This window comes from Limnoraphis robusta CS-951, from assembly GCF_000972705.2.
This window is the reverse complement of sequence record NZ_LATL02000144.1, coordinates 1-16,301: the sequence shown is the minus strand read 5'-3', so window position 1 is coordinate 16,301 and position 16,301 is coordinate 1. Positions and strand designations below refer to the sequence as shown.

Below are 16,301 nucleotides of genomic sequence, written 5' to 3'. Positions count from 1 at the left end.
TATGGGGATAGGGCGGGTTTATCTAAATTATTCCTCAGAAACACAAATATTGGCAGAACCCGCCCCTACAAGTTACTGTTCTAACTGTCTACTTTGAACTGAGAAACACCCGTTTGCAATTGACCTGCAACCCCCAACAATTGAGTAAATGAATCCGCCACTTGCAGAGATTGTTCAGAAGTCGAACGAGCGATCACAGCCACTTCTTTAATCGTCTGAGAAAGTTGACCTGAAGTTTGCGCTTGTTCAGTTGCAGAATCGGCAATTTGTTCAACCAAATCTCGAATAAAATGACTAACCTCCACCAATTCTGTTAACGTTTGACGAGTTTGTTTAACAAGCTGAGTTCCCGTCATTACCCGCTTTAAACCCACTTTCATCGCCCTGACAACTTCATGAGTTTCAGCTTGAATTTCCTCAACAATTTGCTCAATTTCTTGCGTCGCACTCGCGGATTGTTCCGCTAAAGTTCTGACTTCAGTGGCGACTGTTGCAAATCCATGACCATCTTCACTCATGCGGGTACTTTCAACGGAAGCATTCAAGGCTAAAACATGAGTTTGATTGGCAAATTCATTAATTAAATTCACCACCCGAGAAATTTTCTGAGAAGCTTCTCCCAAATTTTTCACTTTTCGAGCGGTAATGTAGACTGTTTTTTGGATGGCTAAAATACTCTCAACGGTGTCATTCATATCGTGATCACCTTTTTGCAAAATCTCCGATGCTGATCGCACTTTTGACTGAGCCGCCTGAGCATTTTTAGCCACGGCTTGAATTGAATCGGCGATGATTGAAATTTGATTCAGTGCGTTATTCATTGCATCAGCTTGACGTAGTGCTTCATTGGATAACTTCTGAATATCTTGTTCACTCGCCACCGCCGTAGACGTCACCACATTCGCCCCAGATTGTACTTTTAAAACAAGCTGTTGTAAACTTTCAATGGTGGCATTAAAAAAGTCGGCAACCGTTCCCATGACCCCTTCATTCACTCGCGCCCGAACCGTTAAATCTCCATTAAACGATGCTTCAATATCCCCTAAAAACGCTTCGATTTGAGACTCTAATTGTTCTTTTTCTTGCTGTTGTTGAATACGGGCTTGTTCTGCGATCTGACTGGCTTGTTGAATTTGAGTTAATAATTGTGCCTGTTCCAGTGCATAACCGACTTGTAATCCCACCTGTTTAAACCCTTCAATTTCTGATTCAGTCCAGTTATACTTTTCAAAACATTGATGAGCTTCAATCAATCCATACAAGCTTTGATTGACAAAAATCGGCACACTCACTAAACATTTAACTTGCCATTGCTTAAGTTGCTCCTGATAAACTTTAGTTAGAGGGGCCTTTTCTAGATCTTCAATCACCATGATTCGGCTTTGGCGATAGCGTTTCAAAAGTTCAACGCCCAGTGGTAAACGCAGCTCATAAAGCGGTTGACGGTCTTCTTCTGAGTTTGAGTCTTTTTCAGCCAAAATTTGAAAACAATAGGGTTTAACAGCCTCACAAGTCAGCGTCACAGCCGTTTGACCGTTCTGCTCCTCGTTAAAGCGATAAATAACAAGGCGATCAGCTTTAATTAATTCTAGGGATTCTTCAACAGTTGTCTGAAAAATCCGTTGCGGATCAAGAGATTCACGAATCCGAGAACCAATCACACTTAAAAGTCGTGCTTGTTGAGTCGCAGCCTGTTGTTCTTCGAGTAAGAAAGCTTGATCCAAAGCATAACCAATTTGAATCGCAATCTGCTGAATTAACTCAACTTCGTAGGGTTTCCACTGACGCGCATGGGTACATTGATGCACAATTAATAACCCATGTAATTTTTGTTTGGCAATAATCGGCGCCACCACCATCGCCTTGACTTCAAAAGATTCTAACTGACCGACTTGACATTCGGTTAATTCACCTGAATAAACATCGTTGGTGACTTTAACTCGACCTCGAAAATAGGGTTTAATGTAGTTTTGCGCTAAACAAAAGTCTTCAACTGCTAATCCCAAAGTTTTTGTCAGTTCCGCATTCACAGATTCGGCGACAATTGTTCCCGTCCAATTGGGATTAAATTGATTAACAACAACCCGATCAACACCCAAACTCTCTTTTGTTTCTTCAACGGCGGTACTCACAATATCTTTGTAGTTGAGAGATTCGCGAATGCGAGAACTAATAATATTTAAGCGACGGGCTTGTTCGGCGGCGTTTTGCTGTTTTTGTAATAGCAATGCTTGATCAAGCGCTAAACCCACTTGAATCGCCAGTTGTTTGGTAAAGTTAATATCCGACTCGCTCCATTTACGCGGACTTGAACATTGATGAATAATTAACAATCCATGTAGTTTAGTTTCCGCAATAATCGGTGCCACGATGTTAGCTTTGACACCCCAAGGTTCTAACATTTCAGCGTAACATTCCGCGTGTCCTGACTCCTGAAAATTATCTACAGAGCTAACTCGACCTCGAAAATAGGGCTTGACAAAGTTGTTAGCAAAGCAAGGATCACCCAGTTGTTTTCCTAAAATTACAGGCCATTTACTATCAACAGATTCAGCAACAACTTTGCCTTCCCAATTTTGATTAAATTGGTAGATAATCACTCGATCTGCTTTAATAGCCTCTCGGGTTTCTTCAACCAAAAGATCAAACACTTCTTCGGGGTTGTAAGAGTTGCGAAACTGAGTCGTAATTTCATTCAGAAGTCTGGCTTTTTTGGCGGTGGCTTGTTGTTGTTCGAGGAGATAGGCTTGATCGAGGGCATAACCCAACTGCACCGCAACTTTTCGCATTAAATCTATTTCTAATTCTGTCCAGGCTCTTGGCGCTGAACATTGATGAGCAATCAATAATCCCATCAATTTTCGGTTCACTAAAATAGGCGCAACCAGATTGGCTTTCACTCCAAAAGGTGCTAATTGACTCAGATAACATTCCGTTAAACCCGCTTCAAAGATGTTTTCAGTAGCGGCGACTCGTCCGCGTAAATAGGGCTGAATATAGCGTTGAGCAAAGCAAGGATCATCGATTAAGGCTCTTAATGCAGTCGGCCATTTACTATCAACAGATTCAGCAATAACAGTCCCTTTCCAATTGGCATCAAATTCATACACTAAAACGCGATCGCTGTGGAGTGCAGCCCGGGTTTCTTCGACAGTGGTGGCTAAAATATCCTCAACTTCAAAAGATTTACGAATTTGAGCGTTAATATGGTTAATTTGTTGGGCTTGATGAGTAGCAGCTTGTTGTTTTTGGAGGAGCAAAGCTTGGTCAATCGCGTAACCAATTTGAATCGCCAATTGACGGAAAAATTCTATTTCGGCTTCTACCCACACCCGAGGTTCACTACATTGATGGGCGATAAATAATCCGTAGAGATAACCTGTGGGATTGTCTGCGCTTTTAACTAAAATTGGGGCGACAAGATTAGCTTGAACCGCGAAAGGTTCGAGTTGACGAATATGACAGTCGGTGAGTCCAGCTTCGTAAATATTGGGGGTAGCTTTGACTCGACCTTTTTGATAAAATTCGACATAGCGCTCGGCAAAACAGGGATCGGCAATTTTAGCGCCCAAAGCAGAAGGCCATTGAGCATCGACGGACTCCGCGATCATTGTACCTTTCCAAGTCGGATCGAAGCGATAAACAACCACCCGATCACTTTGTAAGGCTAAACGAGCGTCTTCAACGACGGTTTGACAAATACTTTCAACGCTGAGAGATTCTCGCATCCGCGAGGTGATAATATTAATTAGTTCGGCTCGTTCGGCTGCGGCTCCTTCTTTTTCGATTAAGTTTTGCAGTTGGTTAATACGATACTCAATATTTGAGCGTAAGGTGGTTAATTCTTGGGATAAAGCGGTGGTTTTGGCTTTTAATCCGGTTCGTTGTTGGGGTGAATAAACGGATTGGGCTTCTGCATCCACCACAATCGGAATAATCGCTGAATTATCCATCCCATTTTGAGGGTTAAACGGTTGAGTGTTTCCCGAATAGGAGGGTTTAGAATGGTTATTCGATAAGTTGCTCGAATGGGTAGGGTTTAAGGGTGAAGCTGTCATGGTTAATGGGTGAATACAAAGGGTAAGTTAATACGAAATCAGTTCTGAAAGTTGTTAATGTTCAAGGAACTGAATTAAAGCCGCATCTAAAAGGAGTAAACGTTCACCTTGGGAATTCAGCCAAGCTCCTTTTATACAGTTATTTCGAGCTGGATGATTTAAAATGGTTTCAGGTAGATTTGCTGGATAAGACTGGATTTTTTTAGTTTCACAATTCTGGAGTTGTCCGACTTGATGAATTAAAAATCCGAGAGATTGTCCTTGAGTTTTGACTTTTAAAATGCTACAAAATGATGAGCTGAATTTAGCGGTTAACAAGGGTTCAAATCCCATCCAGTAGCTGAGATAAATTGCCCATAAAACTTCACCTTGCCAGGGAAAAACGCCAACGACTTCGGCTGGCATTCCAGGAATCGGAACAATTTCATGGGGGGCAATGTTGATAATTTCAGCCAGTTGCCGTGTCGGTAACATGGCTTTTAGACTAGGTGTAATCGAGAAACTCAGAAAGTTTTCAGTTTCTTGAATGCTAGATTGAGGAGTCATAATACGCAAAAACGCGAAACACCAAAAAACTCGCTTTTATACCGATAATTGATGCTATAGGGGCGGGTTTCACCTTGATGTATGTTTCTCACCAACTACCGACATAAACCCGCTCTCTCTCACTCTTCCCATCTGTAGCATTCTTGTTTAAACTTCATATTATTTGATTAATCCTTTGATGGTTTTGACAATTTCTTCTGTATTAATGGGTTTACAGATATAAGCCGATGCTCCCTGTTTTAAGCCCCAGTTTTTATCAAATTTTTCTGATTTACTGGAGCAAATGACAATCGGAATTCCGGCTGTTTTTTCCTGATTTTTGAGTTCACGACACAAACCAAAGCCACTTTGTCCGGGTAAAACAACATCCATCAAAATGGCATCAAATTTTTGTTTAGCCAGCATCGCTTTAGCCGCTTCGGCTGTAGTCACACTCAACACATGAAAGCCAGATTTTTGTAAACATTCGGTCAAGATTTTAGCTTCAGTTGTGCTATCTTCTACTACTAAAATGTGAGCCATTTTAAAAACCTCCAAGTTCATTCATTAAAAGGCAGCTCATGTGGAGCGCAAAATTTTAACAATAAAGTAGTCAGGAGTCAGGAGTCAGAATTCAGAATTTAATTCTGTGCGACTGGCGGATGAGTCTTGGGGTCTAAATCGACCTTCAATTGATTTGATTGCTGACTCAGAAATTCTGACTTCTGAATTCTTCTTTAATTGCTATATCTGACATTTTTAGCGACCTTTTTAGAGAGATCATAGAGAAACGAAACACCAGATTAACCGCTAACTAATAGATGCGAAAATAGACAATCAATTTCTCAACCCATTCTTGGCTCAATTTAGATAAAAAATTGAGTAGATGTGAGCGCTTGTTCCCCTCAATGGACTCGAAACAGGGGATATAAATACTTGAAGGAGCCGCAGATATCAGGCTTTGAATTATAGATGGCTTAGACGGATAAAAATGTAGTGTGCCGCTCATAATTCCCCAGCCAACCCATCGGTATCTTTAATATTCACCGACTCCGAGTTCAAAGTTATTGCTCATTTCGAGTCCCTGGTTATTTCCCTCCGTTGTCGTATCAGGTGATTTTGAGAGATATCGACGAACAATTTTCAAGGTTTCGTCAGGATTAGGCGGTTTACCCAAAAAGCCGGATGCTCCGATCAGTTTTGTGCGACTGCGATCAATCACATTATCCCGACTGGTGAGAATAATCACAGGGGTGTTTTGAAACACGGGCGCTTTTCGCAAAAACTGACAGATAGTATAACCATTCGCATCGGGCATCACCAAATCTAAAAAGATTAAATCGGGTTTGTATTTTGCCACTTGTGCTAAGGCTTGTACTGGATCTTGCAGCCCGATCACTTGATATCCGGCAGGTTCGAGGATATTTTTCATCACCTGAAACACTACTGGACTATCATCAATACAAGCGATTAACGGCTTTTGTTGATTCGGTTTAATGGACTCAAGTTCAGACTCCCCAGGGGTAGACACCCAACTGGCGGTTCTCAAGTTGAAAGTCGGGGCGGCAAGATCGGGAACGGTTCGCAACTGCACTAACCCTTTTTTGATCAAGGGAAGTAAGGCGCGAGTCACAGAAGTAACCGACTTCCCCAGACGCAGGGAGATATCCCAGAGGGTAAATTTGCCATTGAGGTATTTATCCCAACCCGATAGGGTTTCCGAGTGAACGGGTTTTCTGAGAATCGGCGCTTCTGTCGGGTTCATCGAACCTAAGCCTGCGGCTTCCCATTGCGATCGCAGTTGTGATCCTTTGGTGAGTACAGGTTCAAATTCACTGTAAGATAACCCTAAACCCAAGGAGACTTCTGAGGTAGCTTCTGGAGTCGGTTGGGCTTTGGAAATCGTATCGGTGCAGTTGAGTAAAGAAAATAGAATTTCTAAGGTGACATATCCGATAATGGTTTTGGCTTGAGTGAGAGTAAGCTGTTCGTTAGCAATGCCTTGATAGAGGAGTTGATATTCCCAAGGTTTCTCGTTATCGAAGGAAACCGAATTCGGCTGGGGTTTCCAGTTGGGGCTATTTTTTTTGAGCGCTCGATGCCAACGTCGTACCCGATGAAAGTCACTCGTTGCATACAGAAGGTTGCCGTTGTAAATGTACAGTTTTCCTTCTTTGGCGGGACTTGTGAGAATGACTTCACCCGATGCGAATTGTTGACAGAGGGTTTCTAATTGTTGAGTTAAGTTCTCTAGTTTTGCGGATTCAGCACTCAAACTCTTATCCTCCTTAGAGTTGATTAATTCCATAAAAAATGACAAGATGTTAGCTCCGTAAATTCGGAGTTTACCCCCTCTTTTCAGCACCCTTTATTTATAAATAGCCTGTTAGCCTTATTTCTGTCCGGATGAAATTTATGGAGTCTTTTTCTGATGAGAATCTCTAATCTGATAGTTTTCCAATCTTCCGAAGAAATCAAGCCGCTTGACCCAGATTAGCAAGTTTAATGTCCGAATTTTTGACCCATCTTTGGCGGGAAAATTCTATTTTATCAATGACTGCCTTTCACTTCCATTATACCCTTATTATAGGAATCCCGAGCAAGTTTATGAATTATTTCTAATAAATTTTTACTTTTATTCCGGTTTTCTTCCAGATTTTTCCCTTCGTCTCCAAGTTCTTTTTTATACTGATTTTCCAAAATATCAAGTTGCTTATTGTAATATTTTTTTGCGTCAAACTCGAGTTCTGACTTATCGATAAAAGGAGAAGTTCTTAAGCGGATCAGGAGATCTTGTTCTCCATTCATTTCTAGAGCAAATATTGACAAATTTTCCGTTCCGTATTCCACCTGTAAAGTTTGAAACGCTAGGTAAAAAGCTTGCCAATCTATCCCCGATTGAAAAGTAATATCAACCGTTTCTAAAGCGGGTTGAAACAGCTTCGTAAATTCTCCCACTCCCAAGGTTTTGTTAGCATCACGGGGACAACGTTCTTGTTTATTTTCTTTGAGATAAATATACTCACAATTGACTCGTTGAAGCCGAGTCGAACGATTGAGATCCCAGTCTTCAATACAAGCCCCTGTTAGAGTCGCCTCTTCAAAATTGGTTCCTAGAACTTGCGTAGCGCAGAGGTTGGCTTCAGTCAGGTTCGCTTGGCTAAAGTTGGCTTGGCTGAGATCAGCGCCCCGTAGGTTGGCTTTCCACAGATCGGCTTCACTGAGGTTAGCCCCACTGAGATCGGCTTGACTGAGGTTCACTCCCCACAGATCCGCGCAGGTGAGATTAACTTCTCGCAGATCCGCCCCCCAGAGATCGGCATTGATTAAATTCGCTCTGCTGAGATCGGCTTTCCATAAATTGGCTTCTCGTAGATCCGCTTCTCCGAGATCTAATCCTTCTGTACCTTGGTTGAGAATTTGCCATACCAGTTTCCATTTTTTCTCCCAACTGGTTTGCAGATCGATAATCGTTCCTTTGAGGTAAACGCCTCGAAAATCAGCTTTCCAGAGGTTCGCTTCACTGAGGTTAGCAGACTCTAGGTTCGCCCCCCACAAGTCAGCTTCACTCAAGTTAGCATTCATTAAGTTAACACCTGTCAGATCGGCACCTCGTAAGTCGGCTCTCCACAAATAAGCCCCACTGAGATCGGCATCTCCCAGGTTAGCGCCTCGTAAGTCTGCTCTCCAGAGGTTGGTATCACTTAAGTCTGTTCCTCGCAAGTCTGCTCCCCACAGATCAGCACTCCAGAGATCCGCCATCCACAGGTTCGCGCCACTGAGATCCGCGCCACTGAGATCTGCTGCTCGTAAATCGGGTTTGACTTCTAGATTGTTTTCTCTCCATTGATTCCACATCTCTACTCCCTGTTTAAGTTGGGCGAGATGTTCCTCATTAGCCATGCAAAATCAGCTCCTGATGCTTTAACTTTGTTGTTCAGAACTGCTCTAAAGCCACGCGCTTTCCTATTTTGCTCTGATTTTAAGATCAGGTGACACGCTTGAGAATTAACAAAAATGATCAACAAACTTCCTCGTCATGTTTGACTCGAGTTCGTTGTGGATCGCCCTTTCTATCTATTTCTGCTGTCTGTCAACTGCCAATCATTGACGAGAAAGACGAGAAATATTTCGCAGGCATTTCCCTGCTCATTCAAGGCTTTCTGTTATCCTGACTCAACCTTTTTCAAGATGAGCAGAACAGATGTATCCTTTTGAAATATGATTAAAACTCTTGAATAGAGAGCTTTCGCTTGCTATTTGTAGACTTGTAACAATACACCCATTCTCTACTTTGAAGTGACTTGACCTCAGTCTCAGATGTAAACAGCGCACCCTATTCACTTAAGGATCATAACTGAGCCTTGGGCATTTTGTCAACGCCACTGAAATTTCACTACCCAAAAATACTGAGAACTTGAGCATACTCGATACATGATTGACTCACCAGTCACCCGTGTTTTCACTTAACACTCAACAGTAACCAGTAAACACTCAATAGTTAAAAAACTGCTCAAGTGATCACAAATTCATGGGTTTGGTTACTCGCTTGTACAATCTCTGTGAGGGTTTTACGGGTTCGTTGAACTAACTCGGTTTCCCGAAGAACTCGTTTTAAACCCACTTTCATTGCGTGTACAACCTCGTGAGTTTCTGCTTGAATTTCGGCGATCATTATTTGTTCGGCGAGGCTGCGACTTTCTTGAACTTCTTGCAACAGTTGAGCCTGTTCGAGAGCATAACCAATTTGTAAACCGACTTGTTTAAACCGTTCGATTTCGGAATCTTGCCATTGATGGGTTTGAGAACAGTGATGGGTTGCGATCGCGTATAGAGTTTGATTAACAAAAACAGGAATAATTAAAGCCGCTTGCACTTCCCATTGATGGAATTGTTGTCTTTCTTCAGGGGTCAGTGAAGCTTCCATCACATCATTAATAATCACTTCCTCTCCTTGAGAAAGTTTTTTCAAAATTTCACCCGGATATTGCATATTATAGCGCTACTTGAATCGGGAACAGGGAACGGGGAACAGGGAACAGCAGACTATGAAAGGGTTTCAGAATCTAAAAATGTCCTAACCAATTTGCGTAGTGCTATAGCTTGAGAATCACTGATTTTCGAGTAACCCGATCGCACCGCTTCCGCGATAATTTGAGTCTTTTTTGGGCTACAAGAAAAAAAGGCAGGGATCACTCCCTACCTATCAAAATTAATCCGTTAAACTTGGCAATCTGGAATTAGTAGCGATAACCACCGGACTGATCGCCCCGGTGAATAATGAAGCTTAAGACTTGGCACTGCTTCACATTGTCAAAACCTGCAACCCGAATGAAACACTTGGGATATTCTTGACGGCAAGCTTGAATTTCCATCATTACATCACGAACCGTTGTTGCGTTAAACAGGGGGAGTTTCCACAATGTCCAGTAGCGAACTTCCGGTTCTGCGGTTTCGTTGAACTCAACAGCAGGAATGAAACCCTGAGACAGCATATATTGAATTTGCTTGTCAATTTGAGCATCAGTCAGAGGAGGCAGATAAGACAGAGTTTCGTAGCGACGCTCTTTTGGTAAAGTTTGCATTGCGATTTCCTAAAACGTTAAAAGGTATACAACAGTCAAGCTATCAGGTTCTATTCGTCCTGATTCGGTTCGGAATCCATTTTAAATTCGGGATGAGGACTGGTGTCAGACAACGAAACCTGTGTCATCCGTTCAAGGTACTGACGGCGATGTTCCATGTTGCTTTGCTGAATAGATTCACGCACCATTTCCGGTAAATATTCCACTACCTCTTGAGCGAGATGTTCTCGCACCGTCATAATTCTGAAAGCCATTTCCTGGTTTTCCTGAAGCATCTCTTTGAGATACGCTTCTCCGTCTTGAATTTTTCCGGTGGACGAGAATCCACTCAACCAAATTGCTAAACCGGGGTTTGTCTCTCTAAGCTGAGAGGAAACCAGCCGTACAGCCTGGTAAGTGAGGTAGCTTGATAGTACCTTGGTCGTGTCTTTTGCAACTTTTTTGATATCCATGTCTGACACCAACCTCCAAGAGTTCTGAGTTTTGAATTCTAAGTTTATCTACTTATCGCTTAAAATTCATTATCATCACTCTGGAAGCGGATTTAGAGTGTATCCATTGCTTCAAACTCGAACTTGATTTCTTTCCACAGTTCGCAAGCAACAGCCAGTTCAGGACTCCACTTGGCCGCTTCGCGGATGACGTCGCCGCCTTCACGGAACAGGTTACGGCCTTCGTTACGGGCTTGGATACAAGCTTCGAGGGCAACCCGGTTTGCAGTTGCACCGGGAGCATTACCCCAGGGGTGTCCGAGAGTACCACCACCAAACTGTAAGCAGGAGTCGTCGCCGAAGATTTCAACCAACGCAGGCATATGCCAAATGTGGATACCGCCGGAAGCAACGGGCATTACTCCAGGCATGGAAGCCCAATCTTGGGTGAAGTAAATGCCGCGATCACGATCTTGTTCGATGTGGTCTTCGCGCATCAAGTCTACGAAGCCCATCGTGATGCCTTTTTCGCCTTCCAGTTTGCCCACAACTGTACCGGAGTGCAGGTGGTCGCCGCCGGACATCCGCAAGCATTTGGCAAGTACGCGGAAGTGGATACCGTGATTTTTCTGACGGTCAATCACGGCGTGCATGGCGCGGTGGATGTGCAACAAGATACCGTTGCGACGACACCATTTGGCTAAGGTAGTATTAGCGGTGAAACCACCTGTCAGGTAGTCGTGCATGATGATCGGAGTTTTGAGTTCTTTGGCGAACTCAGCCCGTTCCAGCATTTCTTCGCAGGTGGGGGCGGTCACGTTCAGGTAGTGACCTTTAACTTCTCCGGTTTCTGCTTGGGCTTTTTCAATGGCTTCTTGAACGAACAGGAAGCGATCGCGCCAACGCATGAAGGGCTGAGAGTTAATGTTTTCGTCGTCTTTGGTGAAGTCTAAGCCACCGCGCAGACATTCATAGACTGCACGTCCGTAGTTCTTGGCTGATAAACCCAGTTTGGGTTTGATGGTGCAACCGAGGAGGGGACGACCGTATTTGTTGAGTTTGTCGCGTTCTACAGTAATTCCGTGAGGAGGGCCTTGGAAGGTCTTCAGGTAAGCGATAGGAATGCGTAGATCTTCTAAACGCAGCGCACGTAAGGCTTTGAAACCGAAAACGTTACCAACTAAGGATGTCAGCAAGTTGGTGACGGAACCTTCTTCAAACAAATCCAGAGGATAGGCAATAAAGCAGATGTACTGGTTGTCTTCACCGGGAACTGGCTCGATGTCATAACAGCGACCTTTGTAGCGGTCGAGGTCGGTCAAAAGGTCAGTCCAAACTGTTGTCCAAGTACCTGTGGAAGATTCGGCGGCCACTGCGGCTCCAGCTTCTTCTGGGGGAACTCCCGGCTGGGGCGTGACGCGGAATGCAGCCAAAATATCTGTATCTTTCGGCGTATAGTCGGGCGTGTAATAGGTCAGTTTATAGTCTTGTACACCAGCTTTATAGCCAGCTTTCGACTGTGTGCGGGTTTGAGAGTAAGCCATAACTCCTTGATATCTCCCTTGTCGGAATCTCTTATGTTTTGGTCTTTGTGCCAAGATATTTAAGATAGTATCAAGAATTTGTACCCGTCAACCTTGAATCTTTTTAAGATTTACATAATCTTTGTTTATATTTCTTTAAATCCCACTACATTTTGAGACATTTGGCTGAAAATCTGTTTGTCTTATCACCAAACTGAAACGATTAATGTTAAGTTTTTTAACGATTATGACGTAAAGACTGTGAAGGTTGTTAGAGAGTAATTGATGATTTTTTGATGATTAACCTCTCCCCCTACCCCTCTCGATTTACGAATAGTCGCTTATGGGACACCTTTTCCCACTAACCCCTCTATAATCTCCCCTACAAGGGGAGATACAATTGTCCCTCTCCTTGCAGGAGAGGGTAGGGAGAGGTCGAGAGGGTTAGCCAGAGGTGGAGAAGGGAGTAATGAACCTTAACTCATGCAACTGAGAACGGCTATATAATTAAGTAAATAGAGTTCATCCAAAAGGAAATACAATGATAGAGTCAGTCACTGATTTCAGGGAAGCAATAAATTATTTCAAAGATTCTGCTTGGGAATGGGCAGAAATCTGTACGATTATTGTTTCTCTATTTTTGGGTTTAATCGCCACTTTTAAATTATCTTTTAAATTCAATAGTCAACCTGAAATTGTCTTATTTTTAGTAATATCTCCCGTCATCTTTATGAGTTGGAGAATAGAGGCAGTTTTTGAAAATAATGTAACCCATTTTATGAATATTATCATTGTTTGTTTTTCTTTTCCCTTGATTGTTTTTAGTTTGTTCAAAATTTTTACTAAAAATCTCTTTAATGAAATTCATTAATAAATTTAACTGAACTGTAAGATGCTTGTAACATCTGTAAATTTGACAAACTTTTAGCAAAAAGAGAATGTTGAGTTCCCTAATCGGAGTGAAAGAACCTGTCTAAATTTGTTGTTTTTTTAATGCAATTTGAGAGTTAATGTTTAGAGAGGTGAAGTGCTGCATATTCATCTTTACGCAGTAAACTGAGAAGCGAAGAAGATTCAAGCTCAGAAATCCCGACAATTTCTAATGTTTTTTCTCCCATCATTAAGGCTGATTCTACAACTTCCGGCACGACATGACTCACCCCAATGGCTAACATTTTTTCGCGCTGTTCTAAATTGCGAGTTCGGACAACTAAGGGTAAATTTGGATAGGAACTTTGCAACAAATTGACTAATTTTTCGGTAATTTTAGACTCTCCAACGGTAATCACAACGGCTCGCGCCCGATGAACTCGAACCGCCGATAAAATGCGAGGATTATTCACATCACCAAAATAAACGGATCGACCGACTTTTCTCCCGGCTGCGACTTGATCGAGATCTTTTTCTAGGGCAAGATAGGGAATATTCATGCGTTCAAGAATGGTACAAACGACTTGTCCGACTCGACCATAACCAATAACTAAAACGGCTTTACGGCTGCGAAGTCTGCGTTTAGATGAGGTTTGTAAATGATCTTCGCCCATTGCAGTTGGAGATAAACGTTGTGTCAGTGTATCCCCAAACCGGACTAATATTGGTGTTGTCACCATCGAAATGACAATAATCATTACCAACCAAGAAAATGCCTCATCACTAATTAATTTTGTGGCTACGGCTGCACTAAATAACACAAAACCAAACTCCCCATTTTGGGGTAAGAAAGTCGCGACTCGCAACGCAGTTAACCGACTAAAGCGAAAGGCTAAACACAACCCAAATAAAATAATCGCTTTGACTAACATTAACGCTAAAGCATGACCAACCATTTGAAAGCTTTCCTGGAGAAAAGCATCAAGATTAATCGACATCCCAACAGAAATAAAGAATAAACTCAGCAGGAGATTTTTAAACGGTTCAATTTCGGCTTCTAAATAGTGGCGATAGTGAGAACCCGACAGCAACATTCCGATAAAAAAAGCACCGAGAGACATAGATAACCCGACTGTATCCATCACCCAAGCTGAACCAATAACCGTTAAACCGACAATTCCGGCGATCGCTTCTCGGTTGCGTTGACGAACAACAATTTTGAGGACAAACGGCACGACATAAAATCCCAAAAGATAAACAACTAATAATCCGCCGAAAACATTTGCGCCTTGTTGCCAGAAGGGAATATTATTAGCTTGAGTGGGTTGATTCGATAAGAGCGGAACCAATGCCAAAACCGGAACAATGGCAAGATCTTGTAACAGTAAAATTGCAAAAGTGGTTTGACCGAATTCGGTAGAGGTTTCATTACGTTCTTCAAGTAACTGCATGACAAACGCCGTCGAAGACATCGCCAAACCCAAACCCAAAATTAAAGCCGCATTCCAGGTATAACCGAGAAATATAGTATAAAAAGTAATAGCGATCGCTGTTACACTGAGTTGGAGTGAACCCAAACCAAAGACATCTCGACGCAGTGACCACAATTTTTCCGGTTGCATTTCCAAACCGATGATAAAGAGTAGAAACACAACCCCCAATTCAGTAACGTGTCTTAGTCCTTCGGGGTCTTCTGTAATGGCTAAACCAGACGGGCCAAGAACAACTCCCGCCATTAACAAACCGACAACAGAACCCAGTTTGACTCGTTTGAATAGGATGACGGAAACGGTTGTAATCGTCAATAGTAAAACGAGGTCTAGTAAAATATGGTGCAAGCTCATGTCATTTTAGATATCTGTTTAGCGATGGAGAAAAAAGAAACCCGAAAGAAAAAGTTAGGGAGTCTGCGGTAGACTGAATCAATTCCCTCAGATGGATCGTCTATATTCAAGGTATCGTTTTTAACAGTGAACCGTGACCAGTAAACAGCGCAAACTTGCGGCCCGGCGGTTTCCGCCGAGAGCAAAGTTTGTAAGAGAGTGACCAGTGATTTCGGCGATCACGGATTATTTCATCTATAATCTGAAATTTGTAAACTGAAAACTGTAGACTGTAAACTGATAACACTGTTCATTGTTGACTGAAATCACTGCTAAGTTGTTAACCCATCGTGGATTATCCTGTTTCATCTACACTGCACTGCATCAACCCCAAGTGTTCTAAACCGGACGGTCAGCCTTGGGGAAATAAATATTGTCTACGTTGCGGCGCTCCCCTACAACTCAATAATCGCTACATTCCTTTACGGTGTCTGGGAACGGGAGGCTTTTCAAGGCTTTATGTCGTTTGGGACTTGAAGACGAAAACAGAAAAGGTCTTAAAAGTCTTGCTGGAACCGTCCCCAAAAGCGTTAGAACTGTTTGAACAAGAGGCGAATGTTCTAGCACAGATGCGTCATCCGGGGGTACCGAGAGTGTCGCCGGATAGTTATTTTGTCCTGAAAAAACGCAACGCCGCCATCTTGCCTCTGCCTTGTTTGGTGATGGAAAAAATTCACGGGTTAACGTTGCAGGAGATTTTAGATCAACATCCTCAAGGGTGTCCAGAAGAATGGGTAATTGACTGGTTGCAGCAGGCTTTGGATATTTTACGGGAATTACACGGACACAATATTATTCATCGGGATCTCAAACCGTCGAATTTGATGTTGCGATCGACTCCTGCGTTCCCGTTGGCGGTGACTCCGACACAAACGCATCAGTTGGTGATGATTGATTTTGGGGGCGCTAAACAAGTCGGACAAATGATGTTAAGCGATCGCGAACCCACGCCAAGAAGCAGCACTCGTTTGGTTTCTCCGGGTTACAGTCCCCCTGAACAAATTGTGGGCGCGGCGGTCGGGCCACCTGCGGATTTTTATGCCTTGGGTCGGACTTGTATTCATTTGTTAACGGGCGCTTTTCCGGGTGATCTTGAAGATCCGATAACGGCAGAATTACGATGGCAACATCGGGCGGTTGTTAGTCCTTGGTTTGCGAACTTATTGGATCAAATGGTTCAGGATCAAGCCAGTCGCCGCCCGCAAACGGCTAGCGAAATTCAGACCTATTTGTTGAAAATTGCTCGTCAGAAACGGCATCCTCGCCGGATGATGTCGCTGTCGCAGGCTTGTTTGGATGTGGTGAAAACGGCTTTACTGGAAAGCGATCGCGCCTTGTCGAACCTCCTACAAGCGGTGGGGTCTCTCAGTCTTCAACTGATGGGAGTGGGTATGGCGACACTTTGGGGAATGGGACTGGCGGGGGT

The 16,301-nt window shown here is 43.1% G+C and carries 12 protein-coding genes; 2 read left to right on the top strand and 10 right to left on the bottom strand.

The genetic code is table 11. The annotated features are described in order from the left end of the window. Positions 1–80: 80 nt before the first annotated feature. The 9 genes from WN50_RS12890 to WN50_RS12850 form a co-directional block, all read right to left on the bottom strand. The gene (locus WN50_RS12890) at positions 81–4,058 is read right to left on the bottom strand and encodes a GAF domain-containing protein (RefSeq protein WP_046277105.1); all 3,978 of its coding nucleotides are present in this window, start codon (positions 4,056–4,058) and stop codon (positions 81–83) included. A gap of 54 nt (positions 4,059–4,112) precedes the next feature. After that, the gene (locus WN50_RS12885; RefSeq protein WP_046277106.1) at positions 4,113–4,604 is read right to left on the bottom strand and encodes a chemotaxis protein CheW; all 492 of its coding nucleotides are present in this window, start codon (positions 4,602–4,604) and stop codon (positions 4,113–4,115) included. A gap of 159 nt (positions 4,605–4,763) precedes the next feature. Beyond that, entirely contained in the window at positions 4,764–5,126 is a 363-nt protein-coding gene (locus tag WN50_RS12880; RefSeq protein WP_046277114.1) for a response regulator transcription factor, read from the bottom strand. A 493-nt stretch (positions 5,127–5,619) separates the two neighbouring features. Next, positions 5,620–6,858, bottom strand: a complete 1,239-nt coding sequence (locus WN50_RS12875) for a response regulator (protein WP_046277115.1) — start codon at positions 6,856–6,858, stop codon at positions 5,620–5,622. 275 nt (positions 6,859–7,133) lie between these two features. Next, on the bottom strand, positions 7,134–8,486 hold the full coding sequence (locus WN50_RS30935; RefSeq protein ID WP_046277107.1) for a pentapeptide repeat-containing protein: 1,353 nt from the start codon (positions 8,484–8,486) through the stop codon (positions 7,134–7,136). A gap of 610 nt (positions 8,487–9,096) precedes the next feature. Next, entirely contained in the window at positions 9,097–9,576 is a 480-nt protein-coding gene (locus WN50_RS12865; RefSeq protein WP_046277108.1) for a GAF domain-containing protein, read from the bottom strand. A gap of 247 nt (positions 9,577–9,823) precedes the next feature. Continuing rightward, positions 9,824–10,168, bottom strand: a complete 345-nt coding sequence (locus WN50_RS12860; protein ID WP_046277109.1) for a ribulose bisphosphate carboxylase small subunit — start codon at positions 10,166–10,168, stop codon at positions 9,824–9,826. 50 nt (positions 10,169–10,218) lie between these two features. Then, positions 10,219–10,620 (bottom strand): RuBisCO chaperone RbcX, encoded by a 402-nt coding sequence (gene rcbX / locus WN50_RS12855; RefSeq protein WP_046277110.1) that lies wholly within the window; start codon positions 10,618–10,620, stop codon positions 10,219–10,221. A 92-nt stretch (positions 10,621–10,712) separates the two neighbouring features. Next, positions 10,713–12,143, bottom strand: coding sequence for a form I ribulose bisphosphate carboxylase large subunit (locus WN50_RS12850; RefSeq protein WP_046277111.1), 1,431 nt, complete (start codon positions 12,141–12,143; stop codon positions 10,713–10,715). Between the two features lie 520 nt (positions 12,144–12,663). Between WN50_RS12850 and WN50_RS12845 the strand changes: the two genes are divergently transcribed. After that, a complete protein-coding gene (locus tag WN50_RS12845) occupies positions 12,664–12,993 on the top strand; it encodes a hypothetical protein (RefSeq protein ID WP_049559347.1) in 330 nt (109 codons plus the stop codon). A gap of 136 nt (positions 12,994–13,129) precedes the next feature. On the opposite strand, the gene WN50_RS12840 is transcribed toward WN50_RS12845, so the two are convergent. Then, positions 13,130–14,797 (bottom strand): monovalent cation:proton antiporter-2 (CPA2) family protein, encoded by a 1,668-nt coding sequence (locus WN50_RS12840; RefSeq protein WP_200906272.1) that lies wholly within the window; start codon positions 14,795–14,797, stop codon positions 13,130–13,132. Between the two features lie 368 nt (positions 14,798–15,165). Here WN50_RS12840 and WN50_RS12835 point away from each other — a divergent pair. After that, positions 15,166–16,301: serine/threonine protein kinase (locus WN50_RS12835; RefSeq protein WP_046281393.1), on the top strand; the 1,136-nt coding region annotated here is incomplete at its 3' end.